13 protein-coding genes and 2 riboswitches are annotated in these 19,278 nt (G+C 40.5%); of the genes, 6 read left to right on the forward strand and 7 right to left on the reverse strand.

Annotated features, from left to right (window positions below; translation table 11 throughout):
• Positions 1-14 precede the first annotated feature (14 nt).
• The 7 genes from M3226_RS20740 to M3226_RS20770 form a co-directional block, all read right to left on the reverse strand.
• On the reverse strand, positions 15-887 hold the full coding sequence (locus tag M3226_RS20740) for a branched-chain amino acid ABC transporter permease (protein ID WP_251569442.1): 873 nt from the start codon (positions 885-887) through the stop codon (positions 15-17).
• 103 nt (positions 888-990) lie between these two features.
• The gene (locus M3226_RS20745; RefSeq protein WP_251569469.1) at positions 991-2,151 is read right to left on the reverse strand and encodes an ABC transporter substrate-binding protein; all 1,161 of its coding nucleotides are present in this window, start codon (positions 2,149-2,151) and stop codon (positions 991-993) included.
• 395 nt (positions 2,152-2,546) lie between these two features.
• Positions 2,547-3,278, reverse strand: a complete 732-nt coding sequence (locus M3226_RS20750) for a response regulator (protein ID WP_251569512.1) — start codon at positions 3,276-3,278, stop codon at positions 2,547-2,549.
• Positions 3,241-4,866: an ATP-binding protein gene (locus tag M3226_RS20755; protein WP_251569527.1), complete on the reverse strand. Its 1,626-nt coding sequence runs from the start codon at positions 4,864-4,866 to the stop codon at positions 3,241-3,243. Before M3226_RS20755 ends, M3226_RS20750 begins: the two co-directional genes overlap by 38 nt.
• Positions 4,867-4,937: 71 nt before the next feature.
• Positions 4,938-6,464, reverse strand: coding sequence for a tripartite tricarboxylate transporter permease (locus M3226_RS20760; protein ID WP_251569546.1), 1,527 nt, complete (start codon positions 6,462-6,464; stop codon positions 4,938-4,940).
• 34 nt (positions 6,465-6,498) lie between these two features.
• The gene (locus tag M3226_RS20765; protein ID WP_251569567.1) at positions 6,499-6,951 is read right to left on the reverse strand and encodes a tripartite tricarboxylate transporter TctB family protein; all 453 of its coding nucleotides are present in this window, start codon (positions 6,949-6,951) and stop codon (positions 6,499-6,501) included.
• A gap of 237 nt (positions 6,952-7,188) precedes the next feature.
• On the reverse strand, positions 7,189-8,229 hold the full coding sequence (locus M3226_RS20770; RefSeq protein WP_251569598.1) for a Bug family tripartite tricarboxylate transporter substrate binding protein: 1,041 nt from the start codon (positions 8,227-8,229) through the stop codon (positions 7,189-7,191).
• A 618-nt stretch (positions 8,230-8,847) separates the two neighbouring features.
• Here M3226_RS20770 and M3226_RS20775 point away from each other — a divergent pair.
• The 6 genes from M3226_RS20775 (at position 8,848) to atzF (ending at position 18,907) form a co-directional block, all read left to right on the forward strand.
• Complete coding sequence (locus M3226_RS20775; protein ID WP_251569618.1) at positions 8,848-10,143, forward strand: M14 family zinc carboxypeptidase; 1,296 nt, start codon at positions 8,848-8,850, stop codon at positions 10,141-10,143.
• 213 nt (positions 10,144-10,356) lie between these two features.
• Positions 10,357-10,459, forward strand: a riboswitch (guanidine-I (ykkC/yxkD leader).
• A 66-nt stretch (positions 10,460-10,525) separates the two neighbouring features.
• Positions 10,526-11,878: an APC family permease gene (locus tag M3226_RS20780; protein ID WP_251569627.1), complete on the forward strand. Its 1,353-nt coding sequence runs from the start codon at positions 10,526-10,528 to the stop codon at positions 11,876-11,878.
• 102 nt (positions 11,879-11,980) lie between these two features.
• Positions 11,981-12,086: riboswitch (guanidine-I (ykkC/yxkD leader) on the forward strand.
• Positions 12,087-12,140: 54 nt separating this feature from the next.
• Complete coding sequence (locus M3226_RS20785) at positions 12,141-12,878, forward strand: urea amidolyase associated protein UAAP1 (RefSeq protein ID WP_251569668.1); 738 nt, start codon at positions 12,141-12,143, stop codon at positions 12,876-12,878.
• Positions 12,878-13,528 (forward strand): urea amidolyase associated protein UAAP2, encoded by a 651-nt coding sequence (locus tag M3226_RS20790; protein ID WP_251569689.1) that lies wholly within the window; start codon positions 12,878-12,880, stop codon positions 13,526-13,528. Before M3226_RS20785 ends, M3226_RS20790 begins: the two co-directional genes overlap by 1 nt.
• Positions 13,529-13,548: 20 nt before the next feature.
• On the forward strand, positions 13,549-17,208 hold the full coding sequence (gene uca / locus M3226_RS20795; protein WP_251569735.1) for an urea carboxylase: 3,660 nt from the start codon (positions 13,549-13,551) through the stop codon (positions 17,206-17,208).
• Complete coding sequence (atzF, locus tag M3226_RS20800) at positions 17,168-18,907, forward strand: allophanate hydrolase (RefSeq protein ID WP_251569753.1); 1,740 nt, start codon at positions 17,168-17,170, stop codon at positions 18,905-18,907. Before uca ends, atzF begins: the two co-directional genes overlap by 41 nt.
• Positions 18,908-19,278: the final 371 nt, after the last annotated feature.

Below are 19,278 nucleotides of genomic sequence, written 5' to 3' on the forward strand. Positions count from 1 at the left end.
TATATACCTCCCTACTAAACTCTTTCACCAGAAGCTCTAGCAAAAATCCCATTCGGTTTTAAAAATAAAACGAGGATTAAAACGGTAAACGTAATCGCATCGCTATAAAAGGTGGATACAAATGCACCTGAAAAAGTTTCTAATAATCCAACGATTAATGCTCCCGCTACAGCACCTGGAATACTATGCATTCCACCGATTACCATCCCGACAAATCCTTTTACTCCTATAAGAAAGCCCATTTCATAAGTGGCATCGGTAATAGGGGCAATCATAATCCCGGCAATCGCCCCTAAGGCTGCAGCCAAGGTAAAGGCAAGGGCAGACATCGTACTCGTATTAATTCCCATGAGTTTTGCAGCACGAGGATTCTTTTCACTCGCTCGTAAGGCGGATCCGATATAAGTCTTTTCAAAAAATACATATAAAGCCGCTAATAGAATAAACAAAACAATAAAGATGAAAATACTTTGAGGATTAATGACAGCGCCCATAAATTGAATGGGCTTTGCCTGAATAATCGGAGCGAGCTGTTTAGGATTAGAGCCCCAAACGATTAGACCCAATCCTTTTAAAAATGTAGATAATCCAATCGTAATAATAATTAAAATGATGACGGACTTATTTCGCGCATGAAGAATCGCCGTTCTTTCGACAATAAACCCGATTACAGCCGTTATAAGAATGGCTAATAATATGGAAGCAAACATAGGTAAACCTGTATTAACCAACGTAATACAAGTCAACGCCCCGATCATGGCAAATTCACCTTGAGCAAAATTTAAGATTCCAGTAATGTTATAGATAGTCACAAATCCAATTGCCAGCAGTGCATAAATACTTCCAACGGTTAAACCCGTTACAAGATATTGCATGAGTAAATCCATCGCCGAACTCCTTCCATAATATCAATGGCAGAAACCTAAGATTCTGCCATTGATTTTTTACTATTCGTAAGATAATCATTTTTGTCGTAAATTTATCATGTCCTTACTCTTCAAACTTCCATTGATTGTTCTCAATCCCGAGAACTGCAAAACCATCTTCATACGGACCTATATAATCAGACTGTAATTCAAATGTACCGGTTAAACCTTCATATTTTCCTGCTTTCTTTTTCAAGTAAGTTTGGATATCCTTAGAAGTGATATTTCCGGCTTTAATTGCCTCAAAAATTAAATTGAATCCGTCGGCAGCATGGGCAGTAAAGTTATCAGGGTCACTCATGAACATAGCTCGATAGTCTTCACGGAATTTCTTTAAACGCTCTTTCTGCTCTCCAGCTGTTAATTGGTCGACAACACTTAATTTGCTTCCAATAACATAAAGATTTTCATTGTTATCTTTTACTTGATTTAAGAAGCCTTGATTTGCAGAAGCAGACGATTGAATCATTGGAATATCAAAACCTAATGATTTAAAGTTGCGGGCAACAATTCCAGCACCAGGTGTTCTTGACCAAACTATCACTGCCTGTGGATTTTTCTTCCGAATATTGGTTAATTGAACAGTCATATCTGTAGCAGTAGCATCGAATTCTTCATGTGCCACGATGTCAATGTTGTTTTCTTTTGCTACCTTTTCGAAAGACGGAAGGCCATCCACACCAAATCCATCGCGGGCATTAATCCATGCTACTTTCGATATGTTATGTTTCTTTAAAAATTTTAAAATTAGATTCGCATTGGTTAAGTTGCTAGGAGCCATTTGGAAGATCCCCTTAGCATCAGGCTTTACTGGTGCCACCGTCATTAATGGTATTCCTGCAGCCGTAATCTTAGGTAAGATCGCCATGGATGTACTAGCTTGAGTTGCCCCCACTACAGCGACAACCCCGTCTGAAATCAGCTTATCAGCTGCGACCACGGCTTTCGTATCGTCTGTTTCATAATCTTGCATGACAATTTCGATCTTCTTTCCTTTAATTTTGCCTTGATCATCTAATTGTTTCTGAAGCAGTTTTACTAGATTTACTTGTGTTTTTCCTAAAGTGGATGCCGGGCCAGTTTCAGCAAAAATAGCACCTATTTTAATGACATTCCCATTGCTTGCCCCGTTTCCTCCTGTACTTTCTGCATTACAGGCTGATAATACAAATAATAGAACTACAATTAAGGCCATTGCACTATACTTCTTTAGAAACTTATTCATAATAATGCCCCCTTCTTTTAATAGAAATGAGAATCTCTTATACAGGACTATTTATGTATAATCCTTGAAGGTTTCAAGCAATTTGATCTCTCAATTATTCACCTCCATTTGTAATCGCTTCCATTTGGCACCTAGCCAAATAGTTTCATTAGTAAAAAAACACAATTAAAACTTTTAAGAATGTCCTGAATTTTGTACCTTCATTATAGTTGATAGAAAATGGAAAAAATACCTACATAATACACTAAAAGGCTGTTTGAAATTCCTTAAAAATGTGGAATAACTTAAGTATCTATAGGTCACTTAGCTTATAAGCTCTCGTTAAAAACAAAAATCCAGACTCTTGGAATACTCCTTGAATCTGGATTTAATCAAAACAATAAATCTATAATAAGTTACTCAGCTAGCTTATTAATCATATTATCTACTAGAATATAAACCCGTTCCGGCCGCCCAACTGTGCCATAAGACAAATCTGCTTCTATTTTTTCAATCGATACTAGATGTTCCAAATATCTTCTTGCGGTTGTACGACTAACACCTACCTCTTTGGCAACCGTTTCTGCTGTAAGTCCAGTTTTAACTTTCCCTAGAACTTCGATTACTTTTTCAAGGGTGAGAGGGTCAATACCCTTCGGAAGGTAAGCCCTTTCATTATTAATGCTGTCGTTTTCTTTCCATAAGAGCTTGTCAACCTCCTGCTGTGAAACATGAGAATTTTCTTTGCTTAATTTTAATAGATTCTCACGGTACTCCTTATATCTTTGTAAGGATTGTTTAAACCGGTCAAAAATGACTGGTTTTATAATGTAATCAAATACACCTAACCGAATCGCCGCTTGGACTTTATCAATCTCCTTTGCAGCGGTAATCATGATGACATCTATTTGTTTTGTAAGAATCTTTGTTTCTTTTAATAACTCTAACCCGTTCATATCAGGAAAATAGACATCAAGAAGAATTAAATCCGGCTGTAATATTTCGATTAACGTTTTTGCCTCAACATAGCTCGCTGCAATGCCAACTGCTTGAAAGCCATCGATTAGGTCTAGAAATCGTTTCTGAATTTCTGCAATCCTTAAATCATCTTCAACAATTAATACTTCGATATCTCTGTTCCCCTTCATTTAACGACCCCCTGCTTTTTGGTATCGCCACTGTAAAAATCGTTCCTTTCCCCATTGTTGAAGAAAAGGTTAGATAGCCGCCTAAGTCGTGGATTGCTTTTTGTGCCAAGCTAAGCCCTATACCGGAATTACTGCTTGTCTTTTTGGTCGAAAAACCAGGCTTAAATATATGGTCCTGAACCCGAGACTCCATTCCAACTCCATTATCTTCCACTTCAATAATCAGTTCTTTTCCAAGATCCGTTAAAAAAAGTGAGACTCTTTTTTCATCCTTTTGACACTCTCTAACTGCCTCAAAGGCATTGTTAACAAGATTACCAATAATGGTGACTAACATGTCTCTATTAATCTCAGCCGGAACATCTTTAAAACTGCTGCCTCGATCAATGGTAAGATCTATTTTCAGTTCACTTGCAAGGCTTACCTTTCCTAAGATAAAACCAGCAATAATCGGATCGGGTATCTCTTTCATTAAAAATTGAATGAAACCTTGCGCGACATCCACTTCCCTTGAAATAAAATCAATCGCTTCTTTATAGGACCCAAGCTGAATGAGGCCAAGCAGCGTATAAAGCCGGTTCGAGTATTCATGTGTTTGCGCCCGCAGCCCCTCCGCATAGGCTTTAATATGTGATAATTCTTTGAGTAAATTAGCAAGCTCTGACTTATTCCGAAAGCTCGCGACCGCCCCAATTACTTCACTTTTCTTATTAAAAATTGGAATCCGGTTGGCCAAATAAATATCCCCGTTAATGATAATTTCTTGATCATACTCTGCCTTACCTGATTTAACCACTTCATATAATTGTGTATTTTCAAGCACTGTTTCAATTCTTTTACCTCGTAAAAGAACATCATTCGGGACACCTAAAATAGAATGTGCCGTTTCATTTACGACTGTAATACGACTATCCGTATCTATTGCTATGATTCCTTCATGAATAGACTCAAGAATCGCATGTTTTTCCTGGTACATCCAGGCAATCTCTTTCGGTTCTAGTCCAAAAATGGCCCTTTTGATATTGAGCGAGATTAGTATCGCAGCAAAAAGACTCCCCGCCAAAATGATTAGAGTAGCCACAAAAATTTTCTGTTGTAATTTCGAAACCTCTCGTTGAATGTCTGTTTGGAGATAACCAACGGAAACCACTCCGATTACTTTCCCCCCACTAAAAATAGGAGCCTTTCCTCTCAATGAAGGACCAAGTGTGCCCGTCGACTCTGTGATGACTGACTCTCCTTTAAACACCATCCCATTATCACCGCCGACCATTTTTTGACCGATTCTATCTGGATTCGGGTGGGAATAACGAACTTCGTTCCGGTTACCAACCACAATAAATTCGGCACCTACCTGCTTTCTAATGTTTTCGGCAATCGGTTGAATGTGTGCGGAAGGATGGTCTAAAGTAAATGCAGCCTGGATATCTGGCATATTTGCGATGGTTTGCGCGACGGATAAGGCTTTCGTACCAATTTCATGTTTAAGATTGGATTCCATAATTTGCTTAAACGTAAATTCAATGATTGCCCCCATAATAATAATTAAAATAGATATTCCAAGCATTAATTTCGTATGTAAACGCATGCAAACACCTCTATTTCTATTATATTAAAAAAACTCCTTATTAAAAGGAGTTTTTAAACTATTTGAAAAATTCACCCTTCGACATTGATAACGATTTCCTTCCCCCGTTTTTTCATCAAAAACGGAATGACTAACCAAAGAGCCGTTATGAGCAGAAAAACAAGTGAAATCGGGCGAGTAAAGAAAACTCCATAATCACCATTTGAAATCGTTAAAGCCCTTCGTAGATTATTCTCAACCATAGGCCCTAAAACAAGGCCAAGTACCAGCGGGGCAATCGGGTAATCATTTTTACTAAGGAAATATCCAAAAACTCCACATCCCAATAAAAGCAATAGATCATTGGTTGAGACTTGAACGGCATAGACACCAAAGATGGAGACAGCGATAATCATCGGAATTAAATATTTTTTTGGCGTTTGGATAATTTTCGCAAATACTTTTACTAGTGGGAGGTTGAGAATTAACAACATGATGTTTCCGATAAACATACTGGCAATCAATCCCCAGGCTACCTGCGGATGGTCTTCAAATAATAATGGGCCTGGCTGGACGTTATACATCATCAGTGCCCCCATTAATATAGCCGTTGTTCCAGAGCCAGGAATCCCTAAAGTTAATAGGGGAATCATAGCACCGCCTGAGGCTGCGTTATTAGCCGATTCCGGTGCAGCTACCCCTGCAATTGCTCCCGTTCCAAATTTAGAAGGGTTTTTAGATATTCTTTTCTCAAGTAAGTAGGAAAAGAACGAAGCAAGAGTTGCCCCGGCACCTGGTAAAATACCGACGAAAAAACCTAAGATGGAACCACGGGCAATTGGGCCTGCTGATTCCTTAAATTCTTGTTTGGATGGAAGCAGATTATTAATCCTAGCAATCTCGCCATCTTCCTCATCCTTTTCCAAAATCGTTTTAAATACCTCGCCAAGTGCAAACAATCCAACGGCAATCGTTAAGAATTCAATTCCTTGAAAGAGCCATGGAATATTAAAAGTAAAGCGTGCAATTCCAGAAACAGTGTCGATCCCAATTGTTCCTAATAATAAGCCGCATATGGTCATAATTAATGCTTTAGTAACTGATTTACCAGCAAGGCCGCTGACAGCACCGAGCCCCAATAACATTAATGAAAAATATTCTGCAGGACCGAATTTAAGCGCAACGGTTGACAACGGTTTCGCTAATCCAATCAAAGCGATTAGGGTAACGATTCCTGCCACAAAGGAACCAATCGCTGCAATCGATAAGGCACTTCCCGCTCTTCCTTTTTTCGCCATTTGATACCCATCCAGTGTAGTGACAACGGAGGAGGATTCCCCAGGAGTGTTTAATAGTATAGAAGTTGTTGAGCCACCATACATTGCCCCGTAGTAAACACCAGCTAATAAAATAATAGCACTAGTGGCCGCCTGTTCCGGCGGCAGACCACCTGTAATCGAGGCCGTAACGGGAATCAGCAGTGCCACCCCGCTCATCGGTCCAATTCCGGGGAGCACACCAACAGCTGTTCCAATTAAGACGCCAACAAAGGCAAATAAAATATTATACCAAACGAGCGCTGTACCAAATCCTTGCAATAAATAATCGAGTGTACTCATGTTTGGACCCCTTTCTATAGTTTCTAGTTATAATTTAAAACCAAATCGGCCAGCCTGGGAGTGTTCCCTTTAAGACATCTACAAATAAGAAATAGACGATTCCAGAGAAAGCAGCTGATATTATAATAGAAGAAAGCAGCTTTTTTTTCTCCATGGTTTGAAAGCAAACCACTAAGAAGAGAAAAGTGGTGATGACATATCCGACCGATTCCAGCGTTAAGATATAAACCAACGTAGCAATAAATATAATGAAGAAAGGCTTGTACTGTAGTTCCTCTTTCTTACTCTTGCTGCTCTGCTTTATGAATGTTTCATAAAATAATCGGATACTAAGTAAAACAAGAAGAATACCGAGAATTAATGGAAAAATATCAGGACCGACTACACTTCCATAAGAAGAGCTCGAAATATGCTTGCTGCCAATAATAAATAGAACACCGACGGTTAAAAACAAAATAGATGCGAAGCGGTCAAATTTTATATCCACTTGAATACCTCCTATAAGAAAAGCGTAAGCGCCTTGGTCAGGGAAAAAATGAACTACTTTTTTCCTAGCCTCGACAAGCATAAGACGAGCCGGCTGAAAGGTTGTTTTTTAACCTTTTGGACGGATTGGCTGTAGACCATCGAGGGGCTAGGCGCTGGAGCTAGACAATTCTCAAAGTCAAAAACTTTTATACTTATCCTTAAAATAGGGAGGAGATAATCCCCCTCCCCTTCCAGCTTACTTCTGCATCCCTAACGCAGTTAATAATTGTTGGACCTGTTTATCTTGTTCTGCTAAGAACTTTTTGAAGTCGGATCTGTTTTTATATTCTAATTCCCAGCCCTGTGTTTCTACTTCTTGTTTCCATTCAGGGGATTGAACTAATTTATCGATGGTCTTTTCCCAATAAGTCTTAGCTTCTTTGGACATTTTTTCCGGACCAAAAATACCGCGCCAAATAGTAAACTCTGCATCAACACCTTGTTCTTTTGCAGTAGGGACATCCTTGAAATCTCCGCCTAGTCGTTCAGAGGCAGTTATCGCGAGTACTCGTACCTTTCCGGCTTTTAAGAACTCCTTCACACTTGATGCATCGGTACCAATTACATCAGCATTACCGCCAAGAAGTGCCGTAATCGCTTCACCACCCCCATCATAAGAAACATATTTAATTTTAGTAGGATCCACTCCGTATTTATAAGCCGGAAGGATTGAAATTAAATGGTCCATGGAACCTGGTGCGGAACCACCTGCAAATGTTAATTTAGAAGGATTCTTCTTAACTTCATCTAGCACGGATTTTAAATCCTTAAATTTAGAATCCTTTTTAACCACAATGGCCCCGAAATCTTTTGTCAGCTGGGCGAGCGGTGTGGTATTTTTGTATCCGTATGGACTGTTCCCCTCTTTTTTGAGATTGTTGATAATAATTGGCGGTGAACTCACAAAGAGCATTTCATTATTTTCAGCCTGCTGTGTTGCATATTCGGCCATAAAGACTGCTCCGCCCCCGCCCGGCTTGTTCTCAACCGTCATAGGCTGTTTAACGAGTTTTGTTTCACTTAGTACCTTTGTAAAGGAACGGGCTGTTAGATCCCAACCACCTCCAGCACCAGACGGCGCAACCACTGTGATTGCTTTTGTAGGATAATTGGTATTCTCCTCTTTCTTACCAGAATTCGAACCTGCTGTCTCTTTACTGCTGCTGCTACATGCACCCAAGCTTAATGCCAAAGCACCTGCACACATTACTGCTGAGATTTTTTTAATAGAAAACATTTCACATTCCCCCTTGTAAACGTTTTCTTAATTTTACAAAATTTTCGATTGTTTTAAATATTATATATTTAAGTCGCATTAAAAACTTAATCACCATTTTGTTCATAAAGTTCATGACTGAAAAATTCCAAAAAGAATACCACCTAGTTTTTTCTCTAGTGGTACTCTTTTTATTGTTTACTTATTGTCAAACTAGCTATATCCTATCGTCCCTGTTTTAAGAGATACTTGGATGTATTTTCTAAGATTGCTAAACGGATCAGCTTCACTTTTATATCCTTACTCAGTGAAAGCCATTCAGGTGTACTAATTTTCAATTTATACTCCCCCTTAAGATTATTTTTCAATTTTTTTGATTAATCCGGATGGGTTAATATAACGTTTTCGATACTTATGTTTTTCCCGAATGTCCGAATACTCTAACATAGTTTTCATTACCATTTTCTTTGAAATTTCAACATATTTTTCGATCTATATATTTGGTTCTAGTTAATGGAATCTTACTTTAAGACTAGTAGTTTATTACTAACTTTCAAAATTTTTGAAATTGATAGTTTATTAGGTAAACGAAGTATGTTAGTATTTCTTTAATTAAATAACACTTGGAGGGAATAAGTGATGAAAAAGAAAAAGGTATTCGGATACATACTATCAACCGGCATTTTAGCTGCTTCACTTGGATGCGGTTCCACGGCTGTTTTTGCAGAACCAACCACTACTCCTAATGGACCATGGGTACAGGACCAACAGTACCCTTCCTTTGAAAGTTTAATGTCAAATGAGCAATTAGAGGCAAAATTAAAGCAGTTGGAACAATCTTCTAATGGAAAAATGAAACTTGAGCAATTTGGAACATCCAATGATGGCAATCCCCTTTACGTGGCAAAACTTGGTGATAATGATCCAAATAAGAAGCGGGTTCTAGTATATACACAAATACATGGTAACGAACCGCTCGGCACAGAAGCAACAGTCGAGTTGATCCAAAAACTATCAACTGGAGGCAAGGAGGCTGATAATATATTGGACAAGGTCAATGTTTGGTTCGTCCCTCGTATTAATCCGGATGGTACAGCTAATCAATACGAAGGCAAGCCATTCCCTGTTAGATACTCACACCAAACCTGGAATCCAGAAGAATTAGGGCTGCCAGCAGGCACGATTGCTCCTTGGTATTACAATGCAGAAGGCAGTGAACGAGCGCAAAATAATGATGGTAAAGTGGTATACGGCATACCTGGGTTTGACCTAAATCGTGATTTTAACCCAAATTATGATTTTAATATAAACGAAGAAATTAAAAAGAATCCGCAAAAAGTGGCAAATTTATTAAATAGCAGTGGTACAAACAATGGTTCACAAGCATCATTCGTCTTTTCACCTGAAACACGTGCCTTAACAAAATTAGTAAAGGCATTTGATCCAGATGTGGCAATTGACCTTCACCATCGCGGTTTTAATCAGTTATCAGAAGAGGATAACCGTTCTGTCTCTATTCAGCTTTTAGCTCTATTTACAACTAAACCATACATTGATCCTTTCAGTGGAAGGACATATAAAGTGGATTACAATGTAGAAACATTTAGCAAAAAAGTAAATGCAGTGGCCTATGAATCCTTGCAGCGAGGGAATTCTTCTTACGGAGCGATTCAAAAATACCCTCAAGTGAATTACCCCGGTTCAGGGTTAGGAGCCATCCAGTTAAATGGCACTGCCACCATGTTAATTGAGATAAAGGGACAAACCCAGACATTGGGGCAAAAGCAAAATGGAATGTTAAAGGAAACAGCAAAAGTGCCTGTTATGGGTGTTCTGAATAGTTTAGCTGATGGTTCAATTGAGAATGCAGATCCGGCGGTTTATGATGCAATCCCAGATTATTCATTGCCAGTAAACGCTGGCGGGAATAAATAATAAATAAATGATACAAGGGATGAGTTAAATAGCTCATCCCTTGTACTTTTTTCCAAAGATATATATATAGCCTCTATTTGGATAACTAACATTCATATCCTATTGCATTTTCCATGTTAGGAAACCTAACACATTCAATGAAATCCTCTATTACCTCCTTTATACTTCAACGTATCAACCTAATAAAGGTTCTTCATTTTTAATTGAGGAACAAAAATTGCTTTCTAGGGTTCCGTTTAAACACGTTTTTAAAGCCTGGTCCGAGAGAGAGCGTACAGTTCAGCTGTATACACGGAGGGATAAAAGCCCGGGAGAATTTTAAATATAAAATTCTCCCGGGCTTTTTCTTTTTCAGAAAAAGGATGGAAAGGGATGGATGAAAATGAATGAAAACCCAACACTTGTAAAATCACTGACACTGCACCAAGTTGTTTTTATGGGACTTGCTTGGATGACACCAATGATCTATTTCACTGTTTATGGAGTCGCCTCCCGGGCCGCCGGAGGAATGCTAGCAGCGGCTTATGTAACGGCTTTTATTGCTATCTTCTTTACGGCTTACAGCTATAGTCAAATGGTCAAGGCCTATCCAATCTCAGGTTCAGCCTATATTTATACGAAAAAGGCAGTCCATCCTATTGCTGGCTATCTTGTTGGCTGGGCCCTTCTATTAGATTATATATTCTCACCAATCATTGCGATCCTCACCTTTGGGATATTCATGAATACCGAATTCCCTTCTATTCCTGTTTTTGTTTGGATTATCGTGATGAATATTGTCCTTGCCATCGTCAACATTGTTGGCATAAAATCAGCGGCACGTGTGAGTGGTTTATCTGTCCTTTTTCAAATAGCTTTCATCATTCTCTTTTGTATTTTAGTAGCAAAGGATATCATTACGGGTCAAGCAGACTCTAACTCTATTTTCTCTTTGGCACCTTTTTTTAACGACCAACTCTCCGTTGGCGGAGTTCTATCAGGCGCTGCACTTATCTGCTTCTGTTTCCTTGGTTTTGATGCTGTTACTACCATGGCTGAAGAGACCATCAAAGCCAAGAAAACGATACCTAAAGCCATTTACCTTATAGTCATAATTGCAGTGATTATGTATGTTGCTATATCCTATTTATCGCAAATTGCCTTTCCAGATTTCACTTTTACAAATCCGGATAATGCGGCATATAGCCTAGTTCATCTTGTTGGCGGCAACTTATTAAGCTCCATCTTTATTATGGTACTAATCGTAGCTACTTTTACACAGGGAGTCTCTTCTGTTACAAGTGTCAGCCGCTTCCTTTTTGCACTTGGGCGTGAATCCATTTTACCAAAAAAATTATTTACGACCATTCATCCAAAATACAAAACACCTGTTTCCAACATAATCTTTGTTTCGGTAATATCGCTTTCCGCTGTGTTTATTAATCTGGATTCAGCTGTTCTATTTGTAAGTTTTGGTGCGTTAACTGCATTTACCTTTGTTAATCTTTCAGTCATCTTCCATTACTATATAAAGCAAAAAAGAAGGTCACCAAAAGAAACGTTTTTGTACCTAGTTTTCCCACTTGTTGGTGCTGCTTTCATCGGTTGGCTCCTTACCTTACTTGATAAAACCACTCTTATGATTGGATTGATTTGGGTAACGATTGGATTTGTTTACTTAATTATTAAAACAAAATGGGAGGCAGCAAGAACCAGAAAATACCCAATCTCAAATGTTAATCAAATAATAGATTAGTAAAAACCATGTTAGTAAATCTAACACAAATGTTGTTGGATCTGACAAACAAACGATATACTAAAACCATCTTAAATAAAGGTTTCCACAAGGGTTGGAGACAAAAAAGCTGTCTAGGGTTCCGTTTAAAGAAATATCTTTAAAGACTGGTCCGAGAGATAGCGTACAGTTTCTACTGTATACACGGAAGGATAAAAGCCTGGGAGATTTACTCTCTCGATGGTTTTTATCCTTTTTTATTTATTCAAAGGAGGAAAATGACATGAACAGCATATCACCCGTTATTTCAAAAATCATCCCAGCAGGCGGAAAATGGTCAGGGCATATCAGTTGGGGAAAGCAGATCACTTTCACTGCACTTGAGGACAGTGCAAATGTTTCTCTGCTATTATATAACGCTAATGATCCTGCCGAACGTTACAATATGCCGGATACATTGAAAGCTCAGCACACTTCCCATCTCACGAAAGGGAATGTCCTTATGAGTGACAATGGCCGGGTACTAGCGAGCATCATTGAAGATTCGGTCGGCTGGCATGATACCATTACAGGTTATACGACTCGATCATTGACCAATCAAAAATATGGAATCACTACTTATCAAATCGAACGAAATGACTATTACAGAAGCGGCGAAGAAAACTTTGCGGTTGAGCTTTTCCGAAATGGCTTGACCTCTAGAGATCTCTCCACTGTCGTTAATCTGTTTTCCAAAGTTTATTGCGATAATGAAGGTGATCTACATTATGTTACAAAGAACTGCAAAAAAGGTGACACGATCACGCTTCGAACAGAAATGGATGTGATTTTGGTATTATCCAATACACCCAATCCGCTGAACCCAAATCGTTCATACCCATCAGTACCAGTTCAATTCACGATTACTGAAGCTGAACCAATGTCAGAAAATGATACCTGCTTAAACCATCGACCTGAAAACCGACGTGCTTTCGAAAATACATGGGAATACGTTCTATTATCCAAAGGAGGAATCCGCTAATGGCTGTTTTAAATCATGCAATCAGTGAAAGGAAAATGGAAAATAGCTTTTACAACAAAACCATTCCAGCTGGAGAAGGCTGGATTTACACACTCGAACCAGGCCAAGTCCTACGAATCGTTGATTTAGAAGGAAATCAGGCGGCAGATACCCTGTTTTACGATGCTGACCAGCCATCTGACCATTACAGTGCCATTAACACCATTCAGCGTCAAGGAAATGTTTATTTATCAACAGGTTCGATTCTTGTATCTGAATCTGGAAAAGAGCTTGTAAAAATTGTTGCCGATACATGCGGACGTCACGATACACTAGGCGGTGCTTGTTCTGCACAAAGCAACACGGTTAGATATTCACACAATACTCTGCCAATGCATAATTGCCGCGATACCTTTATGCTTCAGCTAGCCAAACACGACAGCCGCTTTACTAAACGGGATTTGGCTCCAAATGTCAATTTTTTTATGAACGTCCCTCTTACTCCAGAGGGAGGATTGACTTTTGAAGATGGTGTCTCAGCTCCAGGTAAATATGTTGAACTGCAAGCAATCAGCAAAACACTCGTCTTAATCAGCAACTGCCCGCAGCTTAACAACCCATGCAACGCTTATAACCCTACACCTATACAAGTATTGATTTGGGATAAATAACAACTAAAGGAGTGCTCATCATGTTTAAAAGAATATTAATTGCCAACCGCGGTGCTATTGCCGTTCGAATTGAAAGAACATTGCGAAAGATGGGCATCCAATCTGTCGCAGTCTATACGAAAGCCGATCAAGACAGCTTGCATGTGGACCTAGCTGACCTAGCTATTTTGATTGGTGAAGGGGCTGCTAAAGACAGCTACTTAAATGCAGACCTTATTTTGAAGGCCGCTTTAGACAATCATGTAGATGCTATTCACCCCGGCTATGGATTTTTAAGTGAAAATGCAGATTTCGCCCGTGCCTGCCGTGAAAAAGGGATTACCTTTATTGGACCAACACCTGAACAAATGGAGTTATTTGGATTAAAACACTCTGCACGAGAAATTGCAGTCAAAGCGAGTGTTCCCCTCCTTCCAGGTACTTCACTTATCACCGATTTAACTACTGCCTTAACAGAAGCAGAACGGATTGGTTATCCTGTTATGTTAAAAAGTACTGCCGGCGGTGGCGGGATTGGCATGCGAGTTTGCCCGGATGCCATATCCCTCCGCGAGGCATTCGATTCTGTCTGCAGACTGGCAGAAGCAAACTTTAATAATGGCGGTGTCTTTTTAGAAAAATACATTCAGAAGGCCCGTCATGTAGAGGTTCAGATTTTTGGAAACGAGTTTGGTGAAGTCGCAGCGCTCGGTGAACGCGACTGTTCGATTCAACGCCGCAATCAAAAAGTTGTCGAGGAAAGCCCGGCTCCTTGTCTCCCCTCTTCCGTAAGAGAAGAAATGCTCGCTTCAGCGAAACGGTTAGCCATGGAAGTGGGATACCGAAGTGCAGGTACGGTAGAATTTTTGTATGATCCAGATGAAAAGCGTTTTTACTTTCTTGAAGTAAATACACGACTTCAAGTGGAACACGGTGTCACCGAAGAAGTGTTGAATATTGATTTAGTTGAATGGATGGTTCGGGAAGCAGCCGGTGAATTACGCTCATTAGATTCACTATATACCGCACCTAATGGACACAGTATCCAAGCTCGTATCTATGCTGAAGACTGCTTGAATGATTTTCGTCCAAGCGGCGGGCAGCTTGACAAGGTTCATTTTTCCGACAATGCCCGAATTGAAACGTGGGTTCGTGATGGTCTGGTTGTCACTCCCCTTTATGATCCAATGCTTGCGAAAATAATTGTTCACGCAGAATCCCGGGAAGAAGCGATTAGGCAATTAAGCTTAGCCCTTGAACAAACTCGCCTTTATGGAGTGACTACTAACCTTCAATATATACAGGCGCTTTTAGAGGAAGAGGATTGCCGAATAGGCAATGTCCATACGCAAATGTTAAAGGAATTCTCCCCAGATGAACGTGCGATAGAAATCCTTGATGGCGGCATTCAAACAACTGTTCAGGATTGGCCTGGCCGTATTGGGCATTGGGATGTAGGCGTTCCGCCTTGCGGACCAATGGACCCGTTCTCTTTTAGAATAGGGAATAAATTACTTGGAAATGAAGATCATGCTGCTGGCCTTGAATTAACACTTCGCGGCGGCTCCTTTCGCTTCCGCAGTGATATGAGGATTGCTCTTACAGGTGCTAATATGAGTGCTAAGCTCGATGAAAATGATGTTCCAATGTATCAGGTTCTAACTGTTAAACGCGGCCAAGTGCTGTCCTTTGGTGAAGCGGCATCCGGCATGCGAACCTATTTATTGGTAGCAGGCGGATTGGATATGCCCCTTCATCTCGGCAGTGCATCAACGTTCACACTCGGTGGATTTGGTGGTCATGGCGGCCGGGCACTTCGTACCGGTGATGTACTACGCGTAAATAAAAGTACGACTCTTGCAGTAGGTGGGCTTCCTGCCGTAAAACAGCCTACTATTGAACGAAATTGGACCATTGGCGTAATCCCTGGTCCACATTGTACCGAGGAATTCTTACTGCCTGATTACCTAAATCAGTTAACGAATACAAGCTGGGAAGTTCATTTTAATAGTTCACGGACCGGTGTCCGCTTAATTGGCCCTGCCCCGTTTTGGGCACGAGAAGATGGCGGAGAAGCAGGTCTCCATCCATCGAATATACACGATAATGCTTATGCGATTGGAACACTGGATTTAACTGGTGATATGCCGATTTTACTTGGACCTGATGGCCCTAGTTTGGGTGGTTTTGTATGTCCTGTCACGACCGCATCAGCTGAATTCTGGAAGATTGGCCAGCTTCATGCGGGCGACCGGATCAAGTTCCGGTTACTAACTCTTGAAGAAGCAGATAAACTTCGAAAACAGCAGGAACAATTCCTGGAAGCAGTCGCCACAAATGATCAAATAGTTTCTAATGTTCCTTCCTTGCCTGGTGAGGTTAAACAGTTTTCAACAGACTACCCAATTCTTAAAAGAAATACAGATGGTAATTTCCCAATGACCATTCGTGCTGCTGGAGATGAGAACGTTCTAATAGAATATGGTAATTTAGAGCTTGATCTTCTCCTTCGTTTTCAGGTTCATGCATTAATGGAAGCTATCGAAACGGAAAGAACAATTCCGGTTTTAGATTTGACACCAGGAATTCGTTCCCTTCAGGTTCATTTTGATTCAACCAAAATGGCGATTTTATCCGTTTGTGAAATGATCGAATCCATCAATGATAAGCTCCCTCGCTTAGAGGAAATGGAAGTACCATCACGTATTGTTCGTCTGCCGCTTTCATGGGACGATCCGGCAACAAGACTTGCGATCGATCGTTACCAACAAAATGTACGGCCGGATGCACCTTGGTGCCCTAACAATTTAGAATTTATCCGCCGTGTAAATGGTCTTAATGATATTGATGATGTAAAGAGAATCGTTTTTGATGCGAATTACCTTGTTCTCGGTCTTGGTGATGTTTATCTCGGGGCTCCAGTAGCTACGCCAGTTGATCCCCGTCACCGTTTAGTGACGACTAAATATAATCCTGCCCGTACATGGACACCGGAAAATGCTGTTGGAATTGGCGGCGCCTATATGTGTGTATATGGAATGGAAGGCCCTGGAGGTTATCAATTTGTAGGACGGACTGTCCAAGTTTGGAATCGCCTCCGTGAAACGAGAAGTTTCCAAGCAGACAAACCATGGCTGCTTCGCTTCTTTGACCAAATTCAATTTTATCCGGTCAGTGCAGAGGAACTGCTGGAAATGCGGGAGGACTTTTTACGAGGCCGTTTTGAAGTAGATATTACCGAAACAACGTTTAAGCTTGGCGATTACTTAACTTTCCTAGACTCAATCAAAGAAAGCACTGACAGCTTCCGAGAAACCCAGCAAGCTGCATTCCGTGAGGAGCGTGAAAATTGGCGCAAGAACGGCCTTGCTGAATTTGTTTCTGAACATGAAGTAGCTGAAGCAGTTGAGGAAGTTTTGCCAGAGGGAGCAGAAGGGGTTCGCACCGCCCTTCCGGGAAGCATATGGAAGGTACTTATCACTCTAGGTGATGAAGTGAAAAAAGGTGACACTTTAATAATAGAAGAGAGTATGAAAATGGAATTTCCACAGCTAGCTCCATGTGACGGATATATTCATTCTATACATGTTTCACCTGGCGATGAGGTTCATGCAGGTCAGTTAATTGTCTCTATTACAAAAGAAATGCGAGGTGCAGCCCATGCAAACGATCAACATGCCACAAACGCTATCCATTCATGAGTTGAAGAAAAACTATCAATCTAAAAAACTTACACCTGAAGCTCTTTGCATGGAAATTGTAAAGCGTGCGGAATCAGATAAAGAGTTTAATATTTGGATTACCGCTCCTTCGATGGAGATCATCCAGCCCTATCTTGAAAGATTAAATCAAATGGACCCAGAGCAAACACCGCTCTGGGGAATCCCTTTCGCCATAAAAGATAATATTGATTTGGCAGATGTTCCTACCACTGCCGGCTGCCCTGACTATTCCTTCACCCCAAGTGAGCATGCGACAGCAGTGAAGCGTTTGATTGAAGCGGGCGCCATTCCAATTGGTAAAACAAACCTCGATCAATTTGCAACAGGACTCGTAGGTACACGCAGCCCTTACGGAGAAACAAAAAACGCCCTCTCCCCCGACCTAATCAGCGGCGGCTCAAGTTCAGGTTCCGCAGTTTCCGTTGCCCGTGGTCTCGCCGCGTTTTCCCTAGGTACAGATACCGCAGGATCCGGTCGTGTTCCAGCAGCCTTAAATAGACTAGTAGGGTTAAAGACAAGTATTGGAGCTTGGCCGGTAAAGGGTCTGGTTCCTGCTTGCGCAAGTCTAGATTGCATTACAGTCTTTGCAAACAGCCTTACGGATGCATTAATGGTGGATGTAGTAGTCCGGGGATTTGAGGAAAATGATCCTTGGTCTCGCCAGATAGAACGCCGAACAAACGCCCTTCCGGAAAAAATTCTTTTATTAAAAAAAGAACCTGAATTTTTCGGACCCTTTGCTGAGGAATATCGGCAAGCATGGGAGTCAGCTGTTGATCGAATAAACCACCTTTCCATTCCGATTGAATACATCGACGGAAGTTATTTATCTGAGGCAGCTTCTATTTTATATGATGGCCCGTGGGTGGCAGAGCGCTGGGCGGATTTAGGCTCCTTCATTAATTCAAACGAAAAGACTGTTTTTCCTGTAACAGAAACAGTGCTTCGCAATGGAGCGAATCCAGATTACGATGCCGCTTCTGTTTTTAATGCTATTCACAAACTGCAAGCATTTAAACAAAAAGCGCATCAACAACTTAAGAATGCCGTATTAATCATGCCAACATCCGGCGGTACCTGGACAAGAGAACAAGTACGGGAAAATCCAATTGAGACCAATAGCAAAATGGGACTTTACACGAATCATTGTAATCTTTTAGACTTGTGTGCGATCGCGGTACCATGTGATGATGCTTCGGAAAATCTTCCGTTTGGAATTTCGATGTTCTCAAGTAATGTGAATGAACACTTGATTTCTGGTCTATCCGATTTATTTTTAAATGGTGTTCGTTCATCGGTTAATAAAGCTACTACTCTAGTTGCGGTTTGTGGCCTTCACATGAGAGGCTTTGCGCTGGAAAAACAAATGAAGGATCATGGCGCTGTATTTGTTCGAGAGGATAAAACAGCTGGTAAATACAAAATGGTTAAGTTACCCTCTCTTCCTCCAAAACCGGGTTTAATCCGAACAAATGGTTCGGGAGTTTCAATTGAACTGGAGTTATGGGAAATGCCCTTGTCAGAGCTTGGATCTTTTGCAACATTAATCCCTTCCCCACTAGGACTTGGGAAGGTTGAACTCGAAGATGGAACCGAAGTATTGGGATTTGTATGTGAGGCAATCGCTGCTGAGGATGCCGAAGATATTTCGTATACTGGCGGCTGGCGCTATATTTAATGAAAGAAGTCCATGTAGACAAGATTCTACATGGACTTTTTTTCTTTTAAAGCAGATATTGTCGGACATTTGTTTTTCTAGAAGTTAGACTTCGAAAAAAGCCTTGATTAATTATTGACTACCCATTTTGTTCTTTCCGTTTAATTTCGGTCATCAATACCCTTCATTGATGACCCATTTTGTTCTTTCCATTTAACTTCGGTCGTCAATACCTTTCATTGACGACTCATTTTGTTCTTTCCATGATTAAGTCCGTATAATTGTGTAAAAAGAAAAGGAGTCAAATTAATTCCTCTTGTCAACAATGTTAACAGCGACGAAAACAATGAGGAGGAATTAATCATGACTCAAATTCAGTTTAACCTAAATAT

Source organism: Neobacillus cucumis (assembly GCF_023715505.1).

Excerpts from the sequence above, each read along its gene's own strand:
- M3226_RS20745 (WP_251569469.1), bottom strand. The coding sequence starts at position 2,151 with ATGAATAAGTTTCTAAAGAAGTATAGTGCAATGGCCTTAATTGTAGTT.
- M3226_RS20755 (WP_251569527.1), bottom strand. The coding sequence starts at position 4,866 with ATGCGTTTACATACGAAATTAATGCTTGGAATATCTATTTTAATTATT.
- M3226_RS20750 (WP_251569512.1), bottom strand. The coding sequence starts at position 3,278 with ATGAAGGGGAACAGAGATATCGAAGTATTAATTGTTGAAGATGATTTA.
- M3226_RS20770 (WP_251569598.1), bottom strand. The coding sequence starts at position 8,229 with ATGTTTTCTATTAAAAAAATCTCAGCAGTAATGTGTGCAGGTGCTTTG.
- M3226_RS20785 (WP_251569668.1), top strand. The coding sequence starts at position 12,141 with ATGAACAGCATATCACCCGTTATTTCAAAAATCATCCCAGCAGGCGGA.
- M3226_RS20780 (WP_251569627.1), top strand. The coding sequence starts at position 10,526 with ATGAATGAAAACCCAACACTTGTAAAATCACTGACACTGCACCAAGTT.
- M3226_RS20790 (WP_251569689.1), top strand. The coding sequence starts at position 12,878 with ATGGCTGTTTTAAATCATGCAATCAGTGAAAGGAAAATGGAAAATAGC.
- M3226_RS20775 (WP_251569618.1), top strand. The coding sequence starts at position 8,848 with ATGAAAAAGAAAAAGGTATTCGGATACATACTATCAACCGGCATTTTA.
- M3226_RS20760 (WP_251569546.1), bottom strand. The coding sequence starts at position 6,464 with ATGAGTACACTCGATTATTTATTGCAAGGATTTGGTACAGCGCTCGTT.
- uca (WP_251569735.1), top strand. The coding sequence starts at position 13,549 with ATGTTTAAAAGAATATTAATTGCCAACCGCGGTGCTATTGCCGTTCGA.
- atzF (WP_251569753.1), top strand. The coding sequence starts at position 17,168 with ATGCAAACGATCAACATGCCACAAACGCTATCCATTCATGAGTTGAAG.
- M3226_RS20740 (WP_251569442.1), bottom strand. The coding sequence starts at position 887 with ATGGATTTACTCATGCAATATCTTGTAACGGGTTTAACCGTTGGAAGT.